Annotated in this window: 21 protein-coding genes and 1 other RNA gene; 9 read left to right on the top strand and 13 right to left on the bottom strand. The window is 52.2% G+C overall.

Features of this window, described 5'->3' with window-relative positions; translation table 11 throughout:
* Positions 1-28: 28 nt before the first annotated feature.
* Genes mraY through mraZ form a run of 7 tightly spaced genes read right to left on the bottom strand, consistent with a single transcriptional unit; the run spans position 29 to position 7,428 of the window.
* Positions 29-1,132, bottom strand: coding sequence for a phospho-N-acetylmuramoyl-pentapeptide-transferase (mraY, locus tag ACT53D_RS12540; RefSeq protein WP_194749189.1), 1,104 nt, complete (start codon positions 1,130-1,132; stop codon positions 29-31).
* Positions 1,133-1,139: 7 nt separating this feature from the next.
* Complete coding sequence (locus tag ACT53D_RS12535; RefSeq protein WP_476156490.1) at positions 1,140-2,504, bottom strand: UDP-N-acetylmuramoyl-tripeptide--D-alanyl-D-alanine ligase; 1,365 nt, start codon at positions 2,502-2,504, stop codon at positions 1,140-1,142.
* Positions 2,501-3,931, bottom strand: coding sequence for a UDP-N-acetylmuramoyl-L-alanyl-D-glutamate--2,6-diaminopimelate ligase (locus tag ACT53D_RS12530; protein ID WP_313988610.1), 1,431 nt, complete (start codon positions 3,929-3,931; stop codon positions 2,501-2,503). Before ACT53D_RS12530 ends, ACT53D_RS12535 begins: the two co-directional genes overlap by 4 nt.
* On the bottom strand, positions 3,928-5,655 hold the full coding sequence (locus ACT53D_RS12525) for a peptidoglycan D,D-transpeptidase FtsI family protein (RefSeq protein ID WP_476156487.1): 1,728 nt from the start codon (positions 5,653-5,655) through the stop codon (positions 3,928-3,930). Before ACT53D_RS12525 ends, ACT53D_RS12530 begins: the two co-directional genes overlap by 4 nt.
* A 25-nt stretch (positions 5,656-5,680) precedes the next feature.
* Positions 5,681-5,959 (bottom strand): cell division protein FtsL, encoded by a 279-nt coding sequence (gene ftsL / locus ACT53D_RS12520; protein ID WP_194749185.1) that lies wholly within the window; start codon positions 5,957-5,959, stop codon positions 5,681-5,683.
* A 36-nt stretch (positions 5,960-5,995) separates the two neighbouring features.
* A complete protein-coding gene (gene rsmH / locus ACT53D_RS12515) occupies positions 5,996-6,985 on the bottom strand; it encodes a 16S rRNA (cytosine(1402)-N(4))-methyltransferase RsmH (RefSeq protein WP_379073434.1) in 990 nt (329 codons plus the stop codon).
* Complete coding sequence (gene mraZ, locus ACT53D_RS12510) at positions 6,982-7,428, bottom strand: division/cell wall cluster transcriptional repressor MraZ (RefSeq protein ID WP_275356553.1); 447 nt, start codon at positions 7,426-7,428, stop codon at positions 6,982-6,984. The genes rsmH and mraZ overlap by 4 nt, the downstream gene beginning before the upstream one ends.
* A gap of 331 nt (positions 7,429-7,759) precedes the next feature.
* On the opposite strand from mraZ, the gene ACT53D_RS12505 reads away from it, so the two are divergent.
* Complete coding sequence (locus ACT53D_RS12505) at positions 7,760-8,143, top strand: glutaredoxin family protein (RefSeq protein ID WP_379073433.1); 384 nt, start codon at positions 7,760-7,762, stop codon at positions 8,141-8,143.
* Positions 8,144-8,447: 304 nt separating this feature from the next.
* Complete coding sequence (locus ACT53D_RS12500; protein WP_476156485.1) at positions 8,448-9,659, top strand: OmpP1/FadL family transporter; 1,212 nt, start codon at positions 8,448-8,450, stop codon at positions 9,657-9,659.
* A 69-nt stretch (positions 9,660-9,728) separates the two neighbouring features.
* Here ACT53D_RS12500 and ACT53D_RS12495 read toward each other — a convergent pair whose 3' ends face one another.
* From ACT53D_RS12495 to rnpB, 3 genes are all read right to left on the bottom strand, one after another.
* Positions 9,729-10,895 (bottom strand): mechanosensitive ion channel protein MscS, encoded by a 1,167-nt coding sequence (locus ACT53D_RS12495; protein WP_476156483.1) that lies wholly within the window; start codon positions 10,893-10,895, stop codon positions 9,729-9,731.
* 105 nt (positions 10,896-11,000) lie between these two features.
* Complete coding sequence (locus ACT53D_RS12490; RefSeq protein ID WP_476156481.1) at positions 11,001-12,575, bottom strand: sensor domain-containing diguanylate cyclase; 1,575 nt, start codon at positions 12,573-12,575, stop codon at positions 11,001-11,003.
* Between the two features lie 412 nt (positions 12,576-12,987).
* An RNA gene (gene rnpB, locus ACT53D_RS12485) (RNase P RNA component class A) lies at positions 12,988-13,330 on the bottom strand.
* 61 nt (positions 13,331-13,391) lie between these two features.
* On the opposite strand from rnpB, the gene ung reads away from it, so the two are divergent.
* The gene (gene ung, locus ACT53D_RS12480; protein ID WP_476156479.1) at positions 13,392-14,087 is read left to right on the top strand and encodes a uracil-DNA glycosylase; all 696 of its coding nucleotides are present in this window, start codon (positions 13,392-13,394) and stop codon (positions 14,085-14,087) included.
* Here ung and pyrC read toward each other — a convergent pair.
* A complete protein-coding gene (gene pyrC, locus ACT53D_RS12475; RefSeq protein WP_338656356.1) occupies positions 14,084-15,118 on the bottom strand; it encodes a dihydroorotase in 1,035 nt (344 codons plus the stop codon). The genes ung and pyrC overlap by 4 nt on opposite strands.
* A 12-nt stretch (positions 15,119-15,130) precedes the next feature.
* The gene (gene rsmI, locus ACT53D_RS12470; protein ID WP_476156477.1) at positions 15,131-15,988 is read right to left on the bottom strand and encodes a 16S rRNA (cytidine(1402)-2'-O)-methyltransferase; all 858 of its coding nucleotides are present in this window, start codon (positions 15,986-15,988) and stop codon (positions 15,131-15,133) included.
* 92 nt (positions 15,989-16,080) lie between these two features.
* On the opposite strand from rsmI, the gene ACT53D_RS12465 reads away from it, so the two are divergent.
* The 3 genes from ACT53D_RS12465 (at position 16,081) to ACT53D_RS12455 (ending at position 17,499) form a co-directional block, all read left to right on the top strand.
* Complete coding sequence (locus ACT53D_RS12465; RefSeq protein ID WP_313988580.1) at positions 16,081-16,437, top strand: YraN family protein; 357 nt, start codon at positions 16,081-16,083, stop codon at positions 16,435-16,437.
* A gap of 79 nt (positions 16,438-16,516) precedes the next feature.
* A complete protein-coding gene (locus ACT53D_RS12460) occupies positions 16,517-17,086 on the top strand; it encodes a BON domain-containing protein (protein WP_313988576.1) in 570 nt (189 codons plus the stop codon).
* 125 nt (positions 17,087-17,211) lie between these two features.
* On the top strand, positions 17,212-17,499 hold the full coding sequence (locus ACT53D_RS12455) for a DUF3579 domain-containing protein (RefSeq protein WP_194749175.1): 288 nt from the start codon (positions 17,212-17,214) through the stop codon (positions 17,497-17,499).
* A 1-nt stretch (position 17,500) separates the two neighbouring features.
* Here the strand turns inward: ACT53D_RS12455 and ACT53D_RS12450 are convergent, their stop codons facing one another.
* Entirely contained in the window at positions 17,501-17,947 is a 447-nt protein-coding gene (locus ACT53D_RS12450) for a TlpA family protein disulfide reductase (RefSeq protein WP_313988572.1), read from the bottom strand.
* Between the two features lie 323 nt (positions 17,948-18,270).
* Between ACT53D_RS12450 and trxA the strand changes: the two genes are divergently transcribed.
* From trxA to rpmE, 3 genes are all read left to right on the top strand, one after another.
* Positions 18,271-18,597, top strand: a complete 327-nt coding sequence (trxA, locus tag ACT53D_RS12445; protein WP_194749174.1) for a thioredoxin TrxA — start codon at positions 18,271-18,273, stop codon at positions 18,595-18,597.
* Between the two features lie 81 nt (positions 18,598-18,678).
* Complete coding sequence (gene rho / locus ACT53D_RS12440) at positions 18,679-19,938, top strand: transcription termination factor Rho (protein ID WP_194749173.1); 1,260 nt, start codon at positions 18,679-18,681, stop codon at positions 19,936-19,938.
* Positions 19,939-20,041: 103 nt separating this feature from the next.
* Entirely contained in the window at positions 20,042-20,242 is a 201-nt protein-coding gene (gene rpmE, locus ACT53D_RS12435; protein ID WP_018987393.1) for a 50S ribosomal protein L31, read from the top strand.
* The last annotated feature ends 37 nt before the right edge of the window (positions 20,243-20,279 follow it).

Here is a 20,279-nt window from a genome sequence, read left to right as displayed (position 1 = left end):
GTGTTTGCCTGACAATGACGTTTTCGTCTTATCTCAATTTCAGAGTGGATAATCCCACCAGCACCAGCATCATGGTAATGATCCAGAAACGCACAACGACCTGTGTCTCTTTCCAGCCCTTTTGTTCGTAGTGGTGATGCAAAGGCGCCATCAAAAAGATGCGTTTGCCGGTCCCAGTCATTTTTTTGGTGTATTTGAAATAAAGCACTTGCGCGGCCACCGAGAAGGTCTCAATCACGAACACGCCGCCCATGATGAACAGCACGATTTCCTGACGCACAATCACGGCGACCACGCCCAGGGCCGCGCCCAGCGCCAATGCGCCGACATCGCCCATGAACACTTCAGCCGGATAAGCGTTAAACCACAAAAAGCCCAAGCCCGCACCAGCCATTGCCGCGCAGAACACCATCAACTCGCTGGCGCCAGCCACATAGGGAATCCCCAGGTATTTTGAAAACACGGCATGCCCGGCGACATACGAGAAAATCGCCAGCGCACTACCCACCATCACGGTAGGCAAGGTCGCCAGACCATCGAGACCGTCGGTCAGGTTGACGGCATTGCTGCTACCGACAATCACCAGGTAGGTCAGCACAATAAAACCGGTGGCACTCAGCGGAAACACCAGGTGCTTGAAGAAAGGCACAATCAGTGTGGTTTCTACAGGGGTGCTGGAGGTCGCGTACAGAAAGCCTGCCACGCCAAAACCGATCAGGCTTTGCCAGAAATATTTTTCTTTGGCAGACAGGCCCTTGGGATTTTTAAAGACCACTTTACGGTAGTCATCGACCCAGCCAACCGCACCAAAACCCAAGGTAGTGATCAACACCACCCAGATAAAGCGGTTATGCAAATTGCCCCAGAGCAAGGTAGACACGGCGATGGCGACCAGAATCAATGCGCCGCCCATGGTCGGCGTACCGGCTTTGACCAGATGGGTTTGCGGGCCGTCATCACGCACGGCCTGACCGACTTTGTATTCGGTCAGCTTGCGGATCATGGCTGGCCCGACCAGAAATGAAATGGCCAAGGCCGTCAGTGTCGCCAGCACGGCCCTGAAGGTGATGTAGTTGAATACATGAAACCCATGCACATCCGAAGCCAGCCATTTTGTTAGTTCTAGTAACATACTCTTCCTATTTCCCCACCTGTTCAGTGGCTTGCGCCTCAACCAACGCCTGTACCACGCGCTCCATTTGCATGAAGCGTGACCCTTTGACCAATACGATATCTTGCGCAGTCACCGCCTGATTTAAGGCCTCGACCAGGCTGTGCAATGACTCAAAATGTTGTGCCTGCGACCCAAACGCCTGCGCAGCGGCTTTAGTCAGGGTGCCCAGTGCATAAAACTGACGTATGCCCCGGTCTTTGGCATAGCGGCCAATCTGTGCGTGCATGGCCTCAGCATCCGCGCCGAGTTCGCCCATGTCGCCCATCACAAACACGGTATTCGCGCCCAGGCTGCTGAGCACATCGAGCGCCGCCTTCATCGAATCCGGATTCGCGTTATAAGTGTCATCAATCAGGCGCGCACCACAGGCCGCGGTTTTTTGTTGCAAACGGCCCTTGACGCCTGCAAACCGGGCCAAGCCTTGCGCCACTTCGGTCAGACTGACACCCGCGGCCAGACAGCTCGCAGCAGCGGCAAGTGCGTTCATCACGTTGTGAGCACCTGGCACGGCCAGCGTGACCTCGACAGACTCATCTTGAAAGCTAAGCTTGAACTGACTGTCACCATCCAGCATTTCACCGTGCACATCGGCGGCCTGCTGCATGCCAAAGCTCAACACCCGGCGCGCAGGATTCAAGCCGCGCCAGTAATCGGCAAAGTCGCTATCGGCATTGATCACGGCGACCGCGTCCGCAGCCAATCCGGCAAAAATTTCGCCCTTGGCCTTGGCAATGTTTTCCCGCGACCCCAGTTCACCAATGTGCGCAGTGCCCGCATTATTGATGACCGCCACATTTGGCCGCGCCAGACGCGTCAGGTAATCAATCTCACCGAGATGATTCATGCCCATCTCGATCACGGCGCACCGGTGCGTTGCGCGCAAACGCAACAGGGTCAGCGGCATGCCGATATCGTTATTAAAGTTACCGGCGGTGGCCAACACCAGATCGGTGCCGCCGACATGCACTTGCATAATCGCGGCAATCATTTCTTTGGTGGTGGTTTTGCCGTTACTGCCAGTGACCGCAATCAGTGGCAATGCCAATTGCTGGCGCCACCAGCTGGCCAGCTGGCCTAACGCCAGGCGGGTGTCTTTCACCAGCACGGCAGGCAAATCGGTCTCTACGGGCTTGCTGATCAGCGCTGCCACCGCGCCTTGCGCAGCCACTTGCGGCAAAAAGTCATGGCCGTCAAATTTCTCACCCGGCAAGGCCACAAACAATTGCCCGGGCAGTACGCGGCGACTGTCGGTATCTACCGAAGTCACTGTGACGTCGTTGCCCAGCAAAGTGCCTTGCAATACGCCGGCGATGGTTTTCAGCGCAATCATGCGTTCACCTTTTTCTTCAATGCGCTTTGTACCCACTCCGCATCACTGAACGGATAGCGGATGCCCTGGATTTCCTGATAGTCTTCATGCCCCTTGCCAGCCACCAACACCACGTCGCCTTTGCCCGCCTGGCTAACCGCCAATGCAATCGCCTTGGCACGGTCAGTCTCGACCGCGGCTTCACGGCGCATACCCTCGGCAATCGCCGCAATAATGGCGTAGGGATTCTCACTGCGCGGATTGTCATTGGTCATCAACACCAGATCGGCCAATTCATCAGCAATGCGCCCCATTTCACTGCGCTTACCACTGTCACGGTCACCGCCACAGCCAAATACACAAGTCAGCTTGCCGCGGGTTTGCATGCGCAAGGTATGCAGGGCTTTCTCCAGCGCGTCTGGCGTATGGGCATAATCCACCACCACCAGCGGCAGGTCGCCACCACCAAACATCTGCATGCGACCAGCCACCGGCACCAGCCCCGAGACCGCCTGCAAGGCGGCAGGCAAGGCTACCTGGTTGGCCAGCAGGCTGCCCAGTACCGCCAATGCGTTATACACGTTGAATTGGCCCAGCGCGTGCAATTGCACTTCGCCAATGCCATGCGGTGTACGCACCTTGATTTCAAAACCGGTGGCATGCATGGTCACGGCCGTGGCACAAATATCTGCCTCTGGTTGCAAACCATAACTGATCACGGTTTTGCCCTGCTTGCGCAGTTCGGCAATCAAGCTGGCACCAAAGGCATCATCCAGATTGATGACCGCAGCTGACAGGGTCTGCCAGTCAAACAATTTGCGTTTTGCAGCCTGATAAGCCTCCATGGTCAGGTGGTAATCCAGATGATCACGCGTCAGGTTGGTGAATACAGCCACATCAAAGGCCACCCCATTCACACGCCCCTGATCCAGGCCATGCGAAGATACTTCCATCGCCACCATCTGCACTTGGTCCAACACAAAGTTGGCCAGCATGTTTTGCAACTCTACCGGGCCCGGGGTAGTGTTTTGCGTGGGCTGCAAGTCTTCGAGTACGCCATTGCCCAGTGTGCCAATCACAGCAGACTGCCGCTGCAAAAAGCGGTAAGCCTGCGCCAGCCAATGCGTGACCGTGGTTTTGCCGTTAGTACCGGTAACACCCACACACCACAATTGCTCGGATGGATTTTTGTAAAACTGGCTGGCGATATGGCCCACCTGATATTTCAGCTCGGGAATGGCAATATTGTGGACTTGCCAGTCAGGGTTCCAGTCAAAGCCCTCACTATCCCAGATCACAGTATTCACACCTTTGGCAATGGCATCGGCGATGTAATCGCGGCCATCGCTGTGCTGACCAGGATAAGCGAGGAACAAGCCATGCTTTTCCACCTTGCGGCTATCTGCCGTGATGCCATGGACGGGTGCGGGAATAATGTATTTACTCACATCGCCTCCTTGACTTCAGCCGCATCCGCAGGCGGCGTCACAGGCAGCGCATTGCCGTCTTGCGGGATCACCAGCATACGCAACACATCATTCATCACCGCGCTAAACACCGGCGCCGCCACACTACCTCCGTAGTATTCGCCATTGCTCGGTTCGTCTATCATCACCGCCATAATCAGGCGCGGATTAGAGGCTGGCACCATGCCAACAAACGAACCCACATATTTGTCGTGCTCATAGCCATGGTCACCGAGTTTGTGCGCCGTGCCGGTTTTACCCGCCACGCGGTAACCAGTGACTTGCGCTTTGATCGCGGTGCCGCCAGGCTGCACAACCAGCTCCAGCATCTCCTTGACCGAATTGGCCACTTTGGCTGAAAACACCTGACGCCCGACAGGTGGCTCGGAGAGTTTATTCAGAGTCACCGGCAGCAATTCGCCCTCGTTGGCAAACACGGTATAAGCCCGCGCCAACTGCAACAAGGTCACGCTGATACCGTGCCCGTAAGACATGGTGGCCTGCTCAATCGGCCGCCAGGTCTTGTAATCACGCACCTTGCCAGAGGCCTCGCCCGGGAACCCGATTTTGGTCGGAGAGCCAAAGCCGAGTTGCACATAGGTGTTCCACAATTGCTCGCGGTTTAAATCGAGCGCCATTTTGGCCGAACCAACGTTGGAGGACTTCTGGATCACCTGTGACACCGTCAATACCTGATTCGGGTGTGCATCGTGAATGGTGGCGGTCCCAATACGCAAAAAGCCGGGGGCAGTCTGGATTTTGGTATCGGGCTGGTAAGGGCCAAACTCCATGGCTGCCGCCGCAGTGACCGGCTTCATGGTCGAGCCCGGTTCAAAAATATTGACGATGGCCGAGTTGCGCAGCTTGCTGGCGACATTGACCGGATTGTTCGGGTTATAGGTCGGGATATTCACCAAGGCCAGCACCTCGCCGGTTTTAGCATCCAGCACCACCGCTGCGGCCGCTTTGGCTTTGTGTTTTTCAACCGCACGCGACAACTCGCGGTGCACCACATATTGCACGGTGCGGTCTATGCTGAGTACCAGATCCTGACCATCATGCGGCAGTTTGACCGCGACCAGATCCTCGACAACATGCCCCTTGCGGTCACGCACAAAGTCACGCTTGCCCGGCGTGCCAGACAGAACATTGTTGCGATAGAGCTCCATGCCCTCTACGCCGGTGTCATCCACGCCCGTGAAACCGACGATATGCGCCGCCACTTCTGCCGCTGGGTAGAAGCGTTTGTATTCTTTTTGACTGAATACGCCGGGCACTTTCATCGCCATCACCTGTTTTGCCACATCGGGCGCCACTCTCCGTTTGATATACACAAATTCTTTTTTCTTTTTCTGCAACTTCTGTTGCAGCTCTTTGGGCGGCATCTCGAGCAATTTCGCCATTTGCTTGAGCTGTGCCGCCGTAAACTGTACGTCGGTCGGGTTAGCCCATACCGACTCCACTGGCAAGCTGATCGCCAATGGCTTGAAGTTACGGTCATAAATCTTGCCGCGATGTGGCATCAACACCACTTTGCGCCGCGAAAACGCCTCACCCTTTTTAATCAGGTAATCCTTATGCAAGGTTTGCAGGTAAAACCCGCGCCCCAGCAACAGGACAAAACTCAATAGCAGCAAGACCAGCAGCGTTCTTCTGCGCCAGGCCGGCAGCTTGACCAGCTTGTGTTGGCTTTCCTTAAGCAACATGACTGTTGATCCTCGTCACGCCTGCTCAGGGCGCCGCTGGCGCATCCAGCAGAATGACCTGCGTTTGCTGCATGCTCGGGCTGTGCATATGCAAACGGGTGGTCGCAAACTCTTCCAGGCGCGAATGCATGGCCCAGGTGCTCTGCTCAATTTGCAACTGGTCATACTCGGTCATGTACTGCTTGGTCAGCATTTCTTGCCGGTCCAGCTCAAAATACAGTTTGCGCGCCTTGTATTGGGCCGTGACCACACCCAGCGCCATCGCAATCGTCAATGCAAACAAAATCAAATTGAGCCGGATCACTGGTCTAAGCCTTGTTCAAACGATGGCATCATTTAACTACTGCACCGTGGTGCGTTCAGCCACGCGCAAAACCGCGCTGCGTGAACGTACATTTGCTGCCACTTCAGCCTTGCTTGGCTTGATCGCCTTGCCCACGGGCATCATGCGCGGCTGTGGCAAGTCTTTGGCGCGTACAGGCAAGCCTGCGGGCAGGTTGTCGCGATCGGCTTCCGACTGAATAAAGCGTTTGACGATGCGATCTTCCAGCGAATGGAAGCTGATCACCGCCAGACGGCCTTGCGGGCGCAACAAACGTAAGCAATCCGGCAACACTAGCGAGAGTTCCTCAAGCTCTTGATTGACGAAAATCCGTAAAGCCTGAAATGTGCGCGTTGCAGGGTTCTGGCCCGGCTCATTCTTGGGGATGGCGCCTGCCACGATCTTGGCAAGTTGTCCTGTAGTGGTGATGGCATGCCCATCTTCGCGCTCTTTAACAAGCGCCCTTGCAACCTGCTTAGCAAACCGTTCTTCACCATAATCTTTAATCACCTCCACCAATTGTTTTTCTGGCATTTCAGCCAGCCACTGCGCCGCAGTCTTGCCGCGGCTTTGATCCATACGCATATCCAGCGGCCCGTCAAAACGGAAACTGAAACCACGCTCACCCTCATCAATCTGTGGCGACGAAATCCCCAGATCGAGCAAAATGCCATCCACCGCCTGCACACCCAACGACTCAAGCACCTCCGCCATGGAGGAAAAATGCGCATGCACCATGCTAAAACGCGCATCGGCAATCGCCTGCCCATGCGCAACAGCCGCCAGATCACGGTCCAGCGCGATCAAACGGCCTTCACTACCCAGCTGGGAAAGAATGCGGCGACTATGTCCGCCACGGCCAAACGTCCCGTCCACATACACGCCATCCGCCCGCACATTCAAGGCGTCCACCGCCTCATGCAACAACACGGTGATATGACTGGCGGCGGCTGGTGACACTGACGTTTCCGTCAAGGACGCGGGCGCTGACTTCGCGCCCCGCGTCATAGCGAGAATCCTTCGAGTTCTTGTGGAATCTGTAATTGATCCGCCGCCATCAGGCTTTCCAGCTGCTGATCCCATGCGGCCAGATCCCACAATTCAAAATGACTACCCTGCCCGACCATCATCACTTCCTTGTCGAGCTTGGCAAATTTGCGCAGTACAGCATTCACCAGCAAGCGGCCCGCAGAATCCAGATGCATCACATCTGCCTGACCGACGATCATGCGCTGAATACCACTGGTTTGAGGATTAAAACTGGACAAACTGGTCAGCTTGGTCTCAATCGGCTCCCAAGCTGCTTTGGGATACAAAATCAGGCAACGGTGAGGATGCGCAGTCAGCACAACCTCCCCCTGCCCACCGGCCGTCAGGGCGTCACGATGCTTGGCCGGCACACTTAGCCGCCCCTTCGCATCCAAACTCAACTGTACCGCCCCGCGAAACATCAATTTTGATCCTTAACCCTATTTCTTGTTGAAAAAAGGAATAATTTCCCACAATTCAACACAAAATCACCCTTTTGCACACTATAGATAAAAAAAAAGTGCTTGGCAAGCACTTTGGGTGAAAAAATCTCTTTTAAAGACAATGACTTAGAGCATTTTAACAAAGCAATTCAAATCAACGCATTGGCGCAATTAATACATAAAGTTGTTTAATAAGGATAGCTATCCCATTGAAATTATTGAATAATTAAAAAACAGTATTTTCTGGCGATTTTTTAGGCAAAAAATAGGTCTAGGCAAGCATGTCCGCCATCCCACATACACTCTTTTGATGAAACTTTCCCCACGCTTAAACTTCCTGATTTTAGGGACAGCGATTTTGCTGGCCATGCAATGGCATACCTGGTGGTTTTACCTGAACCCGCCACCAGATTTTAGCCATGGGCAAGTGGTGCTCTACGCCACCGACTGGTGCCCCTATTGCGAAAAAACGCGCGCACTGCTGGCAACGAAAGGCATTCACTATAAGGAAATGAATATCGAAACCTCAGAAGAAGCGCGCAGCCAATACCAGCGGCTGGCGGCAAACGGCGTCCCCGTCTTATTAGTGGCAGGAGAGGTGGTGCGTGGCTACCACCAGCAGAGAATGGAAGCCCTATTGGATGCCTGGCAACGGGAACACAAACCAGCGGCTCTAACCAAAGAATACGACTGACGCTAAACCATTAACAATGCCTGACATGCGCTTATTTAGCCTAAGGCCCTCTCAAACAGACCACTCAGCAATGATAACGCTATAAACATATAGGAAAACTTCCTTAAAAAAGATATGCTTTTGCAAAATTGGCCCATGCATCCCTGTTTAATCGCCCAATCAAATAGGCTGTAAAAGCGGTATAACTGGCGGGTCCGAATACATAGTTAAAAAGTTAACTTATCAATTAGACCCTAGCCAAAATTAGACCCCAGTCATGCCACCGATGATATTCCGCACAATCCGTTTACTCCCACTTCTTTTAATGGCACTGAGCCTGCCAGTGCGGGCAACCAATGGCATTCTGCTCATTGGTTACGGCGCTGAATCCACCCTCATGGGCGGAGCGGATACCGCTGTGGCACGGGATACCAGCGCACTGAATACCAACCCGGCCGGGCTGGTGCAAATCAAAAGCAAGCAGTTCGATGCTTACGGCTCAGTGCTGCGCACCACCCATCTCGAACAGGTTGACGGGCGCAACGACCAACACGCAGATAATCGTTACACCTTATTAGCTGGTGGCGGATATGCACAAGCACTGGAGGATCTACCCTGTACTGCGGGCATCGGCTTTTTTACCCAAGGCGGGGCCGGGGCGGTGTTTAAGCATATCAACACGCCGTTTGGCACCAATGACGAAATGTACTCTTTGTTTGGTATCGCCAAAATCACGCCGGGCATGGCTTGCCAGGTGAATGACCGTTTATCCGTCGGCGCCGTACTGAGCATCAATTACGCCAGCATCAAGCAAGGTTTTTTTTACAACACCTCTGTCCCGAACGTATTTTCAGGGTTTAAAAACAAAGGTGCAGATACGATACGCCCAGGGTTTAAGGTAGGCGTGCAATATCGACTGGATGAGCAATGGACACTGGGCTTTAGCTACACCGAAAAAACAGAATTGCCACTGACTGGCGGGACATCATTGGTGAATAATGGCGCATCTGGGGTGGTCCGTTATCGTGACTTGAGCATTAAGGGCTTTGCTCTGCCGCGCGAGGTAGCAATTGGTGCTGCATTCAAACCGGATGACCGTTGGCTGCTCTCCGCCAAAATCAACTGGATACAATGGAGCGATGCCATTAAGGATGTCACCACCACCTGGCAAGATCCTGACAACTCATCAGCAGCGAGTCAACTGAGAACGGTCAACCCGCAGAACTGGCATGATCAACTGGTCTATGCCCTGGGCGCGGCCTATCGCTACGACGACAAAACGACGCTATATGCAGGTTACAACTATGGTAAGAATCCGGTCCCCAGGCAAAATTCCAGCGCGCTGCTGGCGGCGACCCTAGAACAACACATCACGCTGGGCATGGCTCGCAAGCTTGATGCCAACTGGAAAATCACCAGTGGTATCGAATGGCTGCTGCCCAAAGACGTGACTTACAATAGCAATGTGTTCGGACAAAATACCGAAGCGAATAACGGCGGTTTTTTCCTGCACATGATGCTGAGCAAACAGTGGTAAACAGACACAGGTTAAGCTGAGTTCAGCTTAACCTGCCAGATGACTTTCACTGGACAATGGCGCAAGCCCTTAATGTCCCTGACCGCTCTTGAGAATGTCAGTATTAAATCCAAATACCTTGCCCGCCCAGAGAAATATGACCCAGGCGAGCACCCCAAACGGCAAATACCCGGCAAAGCCCAGCAGCGGCATTTCGACATAAATATGTATCACATTCACGTAAGGGATGTCGTATACCCAATAATTAGGGTTGGTGACCGGCAATACGGGATGCGCGCTACCATAGTTCCACACCTCCCAGAACAAGCCGTTAATGATGGCACTCAGCGCCATTAATAGCACTGGACTCCAATTGCCTTTTGCGACATCGGTAAATGGCGTCCAGATGCCACGCATTATCAATATGGCGCTAATGCCGATTAAAGGCGCAATCCACATGGCCCAAAATAATGGATATGGCCAGAACGGCACGGCAGCCAACAAGACAAAGCTCAGGTATAACATCGGCTTGGCCGGCAGTGAGAGCGCTGGACCTTGTGCATAGCGTTCGACAAATTTTGGAAACGCATTAAGCAAGGTATACCACTCAAAAATCGCCGGCCACACCGTGGTATACGCAAACAGAAAAATCCATACGATCTTGGCATGGCTTAATGCAGGGATATCATCCGTATTGGGGTAATACCAGTTACCTAAAGCAAAATAATCAAAATACTCAAAGAAATACCAGCCGCCTAGCGAGACAGCCGCACTGATCAGAAATGTCTTGGGGCGGCTGGCAAACAGCGAGTAGCCGCCCGCATAGCGGAATGTCAGGCCATCGAGCACAAAGATAAATCCCCACCACATGGGGGTGAACGCGTAATACACCAGATCACCAAACGGGGTCGTACGCGCCCACATCAACCACCAGAAAAACAGCGTGACCACCATCCCGGCCCAAAACCACCAAGGCAGGGCGCGCGGGACAGGCTGCGGAGAAGGTGCGACAAGCTTAAAGCCAAACCATTGCGGGAAGATTAAAAAAATCGCGACCGCGGCTTCGAGCAGAGCAATGACAACAAACACGATCAAATTAAAGCCAGGCGGGTCTTCAACAAACTGCGGCGGAAAAATACCGAAGCCAGGCGGAAGATGCGTAGATGGATAAGCAAACCAGGATGAGATCAATGGGATGAGTATCATCGCCAAAATGGTCATCACCAGCGCAGAACGTGTTGTTGCAGCTGCAAACATAAATTCCCCCTTGATTGACTAACAATGTGTTGCCCCAATGCTGCGCACTGATGAACATGGCATCCTTAGCGCAACTGATCTTGCCGTGTTACGGCTCTTGTTTTGTTATTGTATTTTGCGCACGCGCTTATTTTCGTACATGCGCATATCCGCCAAACGCATAAACTCAGAGATATTATCAACCTCATAATAATAGGCGGACCCTGCGCTGGCCCCGGAAAACTCAAACCCCTCACGGCGCATATTTTCAACCGCCTCTTGCAGCGCCTGCTCTACAACGACCACCTCACCTTTGTGACTTAATACGGCAAACTCATCCCCACCCAGTCGATATAAGATGAGCGTACTGCCTAAATAATGCTGGTATTTTTTTGCAAAGCAGATAAGCAGTTCGTCACCTCGGGCATGTCCATAATGATCGTTATAGAACTTCAACCCATCCAGATCAATAAAGGTCAGGCTACTCTGCATGGGTAGCCGATCCAGCGCTTTTACAAACGCATAGCGATTAGGCAGGCTAGTTAAAGCATCCGAATTGGCTACTTTCTCAGTCATGCCCAGCGCCTCTAATGCCTCTTCTTTTTCTTTATGCAATTGGGCAAATTGAAAAGAAAGCACCAACGCCAGCAATACCACCTCAATGGCCACACTCACCAAGCCCAGATGTTCGATATACAAATCAAACTGTTGATGCATTTTGCTGAGGCTGATCGTAATAATGCCCGACACAAAAAACAGGCTAATCGCGATTAAATAGCGTTTGGCAGTGGCATTTTTACGCTGGCTTTGCCTGATGGCCGTAGCCAGTCCATAACATAAAAACAGCCCAACTTCATAGCGGCAAAACTCCAATGCCCAATTGGGGAAAGCAATGGCCAACAACAAAAACAAGACCATCACCACCAAAATCACCCGCCCCGCCGCATAGAGTCGCTTGTGTTGATACGGGTTGATTTCCAGCAAATGCATCACAAACAGGATGTACGCAATACTGGAAAACAGGATAGGCATCGAAGCCCAATAGATGGAGTGAAGATTAAACAGGTCGGAAAGGACAAGCAGGGCGGCACTGTTAAAAAGAAAATTACCCGCAATAAAAATGGCATACATGGCTTCCACTTTACGATTACGGCTGGTCGCCAGTACCGTATAGTAGATGCCCAACCCCCAAAAGACCCCCAAACCAAACAGCGTCAGCGCATTTCCACGCTTGATGGCATGCATGTAGCTAGCCTCATCATCTAAATAGGGCTCGGGAATCGCCAAATAATTGGTAGAGATCAGTTGCGTGGCCAAGACATATTTGCCTGGTGCCAGATTGACACTGCGGCCATGCCTCAAGAAAAAGGGATTCTCAATTCGACGGCCAATCCCCCCTTCCAGCTTCGCCACCTCATGCCCTTGCTCGTCATACACCTGATGCTGGAAATACTCTATGGTACTGGTATTTTTGAAATCAACCACATACGCGTTGTTTGTCTTGATTTCAAACGAAGCAATATAAAGATAATGCCCGCCTCTCGGACTCACCGTCGCAACAGGCGCGTACTTTTGACGCAGTGGGTCAGAGAGAAACTGCTGGGGACTTTGCCCGCCTTTATAGGCATGGACTAGCGACCAGACACCCTCTATCGATTGAGGAGAGGCCTGCACCAAGCCAATGGACAGCACAGCGATCATGATCGCTATGATCCCCCTGCCCAAGCTACTCAACATCCCCATCATCCATCACCGTTTTTATTGATTAATACGCAAACTATACAAGAAAGTCTCGCGAACGCACAGCTTCAAAGGCTACCTGCCAGACTACCCTTAACACGTCTTTGCAAAACGCCAGACTGATCGAAAATCAATCACCGCAACTGTGACAGCCCGCGAATACCTTCCCGTAGAACTAAAAGGAATATCAAGCCGTTGTAGAGACTCTACTATATTGTTGATTGAAGCGTCTTCATCTGCGTCAGGAAGAGCCCCGTCGAGGCCCAGCATGCTTTAACAGCCCACAGCACATGACTCATTGAGGGATAGATGGGTGAGGCGGCCTGATCTACGGCCAAGGAAGCAACCACTTGGAAAGTGATCGCGAAATAAAAAGTAAAGCCAACCGGTAAGCCGGGTTCTGTAACTACTTGCGTAGCTGACAGTCATTCCTCTAGGCGTGCAATTACTCACACGCTCAAGCTATCTACCCGCTGGCAGCGCGAGCCACGCCTTATTACTTGCGTAAAATGCCAGCCTATTTGATATTGCTGCAGATGGAGGTTACCGCGTTTCACATCCACCTCACTAAAGAGGCTTACTCGTCTCTGTGGCCCTATTCCTCGCCTTATACTGTTGCCAGCTTTCAGCGTACGGCCGTTAGCCGTCATCCCGCTCTGTGCAGCCCGGACTTTCCTCCCCCTGCTTGCACAGGCGGCGACTGTCTGGTTGGCTTCAGTGCTATTTTACCATGCCTGAACGAACACCCTATAATGTGCGGAATTATCCTGGACTTGAATGCTCATGACCTCAACAGAAAAACCCGGCCAACTAGACCCGACCTGGCAAGCCGTGCTTGGCGCAGAATTCGAACAGCCTTATATGCACTCGCTCAAGGCTTTTTTGCAACAGGAAAAAGCGGCCGGTAAAACCATTTTCCCGCCAGGCCCCCTGATTTTTAATGCCTTTAATCACACGCCCTTCGATAAAGTACGCGTGGTGATTATCGGCCAGGACCCATACCATGGGCCGGGGCAAGCCCATGGCCTAAGCTTCTCCGTGCCTGCAGGCGTGGCACCCCCACCTTCACTCATGAATATTTTTAAAGAGATTGAAGCCGATCTTGGGGTGCGCATGAGTGGGAGTGGCGACCTGACACCTTGGGCCGATCAAGGGGTGCTGTTACTGAATGCCACCCTGACGGTGCAAATGGCCAATGCCGGTTCGCACCAGAACCGTGGCTGGGAGCAGTTTACTGATGCGGCGATTGCTGCATTGAATGCACAGCGGACAGGCCTGGTGTTTGTGCTGTGGGGCAGCTACGCACAAAAGAAAGGGGCCATGATAGACCACCCCAATAAACATCTGGTTTTAAAATCGGTGCACCCTTCACCACTCTCGGCGCACCGTGGTTTTTTTGGCAATCACCAGTTTTCCAAAATCAATGCCTATCTGGCTGCACAGGGCCAAGCGCCGATCAACTGGCAACTTTAAACCAGCTTCCACGCCACAGTCTGCCCGGCGCGCAAGGGCACCAGCGCATCATCCGCAAAAGGAATACTCTCAGGCACCAGCCAGCTTTGTTTGTGCAAGGTCACCTGGGTGGTATTGCGTGGCAGATGGTAAAAATCCGGGCCATAAAAGCTGGCAAAACCTTCGAGCTTATCCAGCGCGCCCGCCTCTTCAAAGGCTTCGGCGTATAGCTCAATCGCCGCATGCGCGGTATACATGCCTGCGCAGCCACAGCTAGCTTCTTTGGCAGATTTTGGATGTGGTGCGCTGTCTGTCCCCAAAAAGAATTTGGGCGAACCGGAGGTCGCGGCTTTGACCAGTGCGGCGCGATGCGTTTCGCGCTTGAGCACCGGCAGGCAGTAATGATGCGGACGGATACCACCAGTAAACATGGCGTTGCGGTTCATCAGCAAATGATGGGCGGTGATGGTGGCGGCCAGATTGGCTGGCCCGGCCGCCACAAACTCGGCGGCGTCTTGCGTGGTGATATGCTCAAACACCACTTTAAGGCCAGGAAAATCCTTGAGCAGCGGTTGCAAATGGCGCTCGATAAATACTTTTTCACGGTCAAACACATCGACATCGCCATCGGTGACTTCACCGTGTATCAGCAAGGGCATGCCCTGCTTTTCCATCTCGGCCAATGCGGCTGCACATTTTTGCAGGCTGGTCACGCCTGAGTCACTGTTGGTCGTCGCGCCCGCCGGATACAGTTTGACCGCATGCACCACCCCAGATTGACGTGCCGCAGCGATTTCACTGGCAGGCGTATTATCTGTGAGGTAAAGCGTCATCAGGGGCTCGAACACCATGCCCGCTGGCAAGGCTTGTTTAATGCGCTGATAGTAAGCCAGCGCGGCCTCGGCGGTGGTCACAGGTGGCCGCAAGTTAGGCATCACGATGGCGCGTGCAAACTGTTTAGCCGTATCCGGCAAAACTGCTTTCAAGCCTTCGCCATCTCTAAGATGCAAATGCCAGTCATCGGGACGGGTGAGGGTAATTTTGGTTGTCATGCATTCATACCTTTATTCATGAGTATTGGCGGCCTTAAACGCCAGCGCCGCTTCATAGAGTTCATTTTTTTTCTGGCCAGTGATATCAGTTGCCAGTGCCACCGCCTGCTTGAGGGGCAACTCCTGTAACAGGCGCTGCAGTATCCTTAATGTTTCCTCATCCAGGCCTTCGGCTTTTTCCTGCACATCAGCATGTAGCAGCAAGACAAACTCGCCACGTTGCTGGTTGGGGTCTGCCTGCAACCAGGCGACCGCTTCGGCCAAGCCACAGGTGTGTATGGTCTCGAAGGTCTTGGTCAGCTCGCGCGCCAGCGTCAGCTGACGGTGACCACCCAGCACAGCGGCCAGGTCAGTGACACACTCCACAATACGGTGCGGTGCCTCATAAAAAACCAGCGTGGTTGGCAGCGTTTTCAATATCTCTAACCGCTTGCGCCGCTGCGAGCCACTGGCGGGCAAAAAACCCTCAAAGTAAAAACCGGACTGGGTGATGCCTGCGGCCGACAATGCCGTAATCACGGCGCTCACGCCTGGAATCGGCACCACCGCCAATCCTGCCTGCCTCACCGCGTGTACTACCAGCGCACCAGGATCACTGACAGCAGGTGTACCGGCATCGGTCACCAGAGCAATCGACTCCCCAGCCTGCAGACGCTTGATCAAGCCTTGTGCCGATTGCTGCTCGTTGTGTTCATGCACCGCCAGTAAAGGCTTGCTGATGCCCAAATGCCTTAACAACCCCACCGTATGCCGGGTATCTTCTGCGGCAATCGCATCCACCAGCTGCAATGTGCTGATTGCGCGCTGCGTGATATCGCCCAGATTGCCGATAGGCGTCGCAACTACATATAATGTGCCTGACTCTGTCATCGCGCTATTTTATGCCATCGCAGGCATTTCGCTAAGTTGTTTCATTGCGTATTCAACAACCCAAATGCAGGCATTATTCTGGTGAGAACTCTATGAAGCTGAATCAAAACAATCAGGGATTGGCTGCGGAACAAGCCGCAGTGCGCTTTCTGCAACAGCAGGGCCTTACCCTGGTGACACAAAATTACAGCTGCCGCTATGGCGAAATTGACCTCATCATGCACGAAAAGAACACGCTGGTGTTTGTAGAAGTGCGCTTGCGCAGCAACCGGGCATTCACCAGTGCGGCCGACAGTATTCACTACCACAAGCAGCAAAAACTGCTGCGCGCCGCGCAGTATTACCTGCAAAGCCTGGACCGCCAGCCGCCATGCCGGTTTGATGCCATTCTGTTTGACAACAGCCGCTACCAATCGCCAGAATGGATTCGTAATGCAATCGACACATAAAAAGCGTAGAATTTTATGCTTGAATGCCTGTCACATTAGCTCATCCGTTTGTTTCATCTAGTCATCACAAGGAATTCTCATGACCAAAAAACTCTCACTGATCGCATTGGTATTATTGACCGTGCAATTGACAGGCTGCTTCCCGGCTGTCGTTGGCGGTGCCGCAGTCGGTGGATCAATGGCGGCAGACCGTCGCACCTCAGGCATTTATGTTGAAGACGAGAATATTGAACTCAAAACGATGAAGCGCATGTCGCAATATATGGACAAAGCCTCACATATCAATGTGACCAGCTATAACCGCATCGTGTTGCTGACTGGCGAAGTGCCTAACGCCGGACAACAAGCCCAGGCTGAAACGCTGACCCGCGAAATCTCAAACGTACGCAGCATACACAATGCCTTAACCATAGGCTTTGCCTCTTCTATCAGTGACCGCACCAATGATGCTTACATCACCACCAAGGTCAAAGCCCGTTTTGTCAGCGAAAACCTGTTTCCGGCCAATGTCGTTAAAGTCGTGACCGAAGCCGGTGTGGTTTACCTGATGGGCATCGTTTCTGAAAAAGAGGCCAATGATGCCGTTGAAATCGCCAGAAGTACCGAAGGCGTGAGCAAGGTGGTCAAGGTTTTCGAATATACCAACTAAGGATAGGCGGCATCAGTCGCGATGCGCAAACATTGCAGTCCTTCTGTGAGGTTTTTATGCATCCCAGTGCTCGTACTGATAACGCTTACCCCTGACTATTAATTTGTTTTTTTTAAGGAATCCGCATGGAAACTCAGGAAATTATTATTCAAGGCATCACACTGGCGGGCAAACCTTTCCGCCCGAGCGACTGGGTAGACCGTATGTGCAGCACCTATGCCAGCTTTGGCGTTGACAAGAAGCTGCGCTACTCGCCCTATTTGAAACCAAAACTGGTCAACAATGTACGCAGCCTGTCTGTGGACATGAAGCTTAAAGATGTGAATCCGGCTGGCTTTGAGCAGCTGATGCAGTTTGCCAAAGAGAACCAGTTGAGCGTAATCAACCCAGCCGGCGAAGCAGTCAACATTTAGACTAGGGCTTTACGGGGACATTAAACGCGGATTCCTTGAGTAACTGCTCTAACCAGGCGCGACTCAACGCGCCGCGTTTAACTTGATACAAGCGGCCATCTGGCGCATAAATATAGGTAGTGGGCAAAACTTCAGGCTTGTGAGCCGTCGGCTTTTGCGCCTCACCGAGCACCACCGGATAAGAAATCAGCATATCATCGGCATACTTCTTGACTGAGGCCACAGACTCATACTGGACCGCCACCCCGAGCACCATCACGTTTTGATTAACATGGGCATCATAAAACGTCACCAGTTCAGGCATTTCTTCAAGACAGGGCGGACACCAGGGGGCCCAGTAATTCACCACCAGCCAACGCCCTTTGTATTGGGAAAGCTGATGTTTATGACCAGCCATATCCTGCATCACCCAGTCCTTGGTCGCCTCCTGCGCCTGGGTCTCGCTCATGCTTGATAATAGCCATAGACTCAGCCATCCGATGCGCAACATGTTAAATAACATCAAGCCCTCTTGTTTTTAATGAAGATACGCCGCATTTACAAACAATAATGCAGGGAAAAACTTGATTATGCTTGAAAACTGTTGCTATACTAGCTGTAATCTTTTTAGTAATTTCAGTTTTCAGCAAATTACTCATTCAAAAATAATTGATTCAACTGATTCAAATAACGTTTAGCCTAAACAATATTTAGTCAAACACATTCAGAATTTTTCTGTTGATACCCTGTCTACTATTGACTTACATCCTTCACCAATCTTAAGAGGCAATAATGAGCGACAACATTACCCATTTAAGCGACGCCAGCTTTGAACAAGAAGTATTGCAATCCACGATTCCGGTACTGGTTGATTACTGGGCAGAATGGTGCGGACCTTGCAAGATGATTGCGCCGATTTTGGATGAGATCAGCAAAGAGTATGCGGGTCGCCTGAAAGTTGCCAAGCTCAACATTGATGACAACCAGAACACACCGCCTAAATATGGTATCCGTGGCATTCCCACACTGATGTTATTCAAAAACGGCAATGTTGAAGCCACCAAAGTGGGCGCCTTGTCCAAATCTCAGCTCAGCGCGTTCATCGACAGCAACATCTAACTTCTTTACCCGGTTTCAACGTCTGCGAAACCGGGTTTCCTTTTCAATCTCTCAGATGTTTTTCAATCTTGCGAGTTATTCATGCACCTATCCGACCTTAAACACCTTCCTGTGACCGAACTGGTCGAAATGGCGATCGCCAACGACATTGAAAATGCGAGCCGTATGCGCAAGCAGGATCTCATTTTTGCCATCCTTAAAAACAAGGCAAAAAAGGGCGACAGCATTTTTGGTGATGGCACGCTGGAAGTGTTGCCTGACGGATTTGGCTTTTTGCGCTCACCCGATACCTCCTACCTGGCAGGTCCGGACGACATTTACGTCTCCCCTTCACAGATTCGCCGCTTCAACCTGCACACCGGTGATAGCATTCAAGGTGAAATCCGCACGCCTAAAGAAGGCGAACGTTACTTTGCACTGGTCAAGGTAGACAGCGTCAATGCCGAGGCACCCGAGAATACCAAACACAAGATTCTGTTTGAGAACCTGACCCCGCTATTCCCGACCATCCCACTGACGCTGGAACGCGATATCCGCGGTGAAGAGAACATCACCAGCCGTGTGATCGACATGATTGCACCTATTGGTAAAGGTCAGCGCGCCTTGCTGGTCGCCAGTCCGAAAAGCGGTAAAACGGTCATGCTGCAAAATATTGCACACGCGATTACGGCTAACCATCCTGACTGTATTCTGATTGTATTGCTGATCGACGAGCGCCCGGAAGAAGTGACAGAGATGACCCGCTCAGTGCGTGGCGAAGTAGTGGCTTCAACCTTTGACGAACCGGCCACCCGCCATGTACAAGTGGCTGAAATGGTGCTGGAAAAAGCCAAACGCCTGGTTGAGCACAAAAAAGATGTCGTCATCCTGCTCGACTCCATCACGCGTTTGGCGCGTGCGTACAATACGGTGATCCCGTCTTCCGGCAAGGTCTTGACTGGTGGTGTGGACGCCAATGCCCTGCAAAAACCCAAACGCTTCTTTGGTGCGGCACGTAACGTCGAAGAAGGCGGCTCACTGACCATCATTGCCACGGCGCTGGTTGATACCGGCTCACGCATGGACGATGTGATCTACGAAGAATTCAAAGGCACCGGCAACATGGAAATCCATCTGGATAGACGCATGGCCGAGAAACGTACTTATCCGGCGATCAACGTCAACAAGTCCGGCACCCGCCGCGAAGAGCTGTTGCTGGATAAAGATGTATTGCAGAAAATCTGGGTATTGCGCAAATTGCTCTACCCCATGGACGACCTCGAGGCGATGGAGTTCTTGCTTGATAAAATCAAGGCCACCAAGAGCAACAACGACTTTTTTGACAGTATGCGTCGCGGCTAATGCTGCCAACGATACAAATATTTTTGAGATTGTGCTTGATAAAGCAGACGAATTCATAGATAATCGCGCGTTTACTGCAACTGCTTAAGATTAGAGAGAAAGCATGAAAGCTGATATTCACCCAAATTACCCGGAAATCAACGTCACATGTAGCTGTGGCAACAAATTTAAAACCCGTTCTACTAACGGTAAAGACTTGAACATTGAAGTCTGTTCACAGTGCCACCCGTTCTACACTGGCAAACAAAAGATCGTGGACACCGCTGGTCGCGTTGAGAAATTCCGCCAAAAGTACGGCATGTAATTTCGGCGAAGATCGTCCAGAAAGGCAGCATGGCTGC

It is taken from the genome of Methylophilus sp. DMC16 (assembly GCF_056314045.1).
This window is presented reverse-complemented; position numbering and strand designations above follow the sequence as displayed.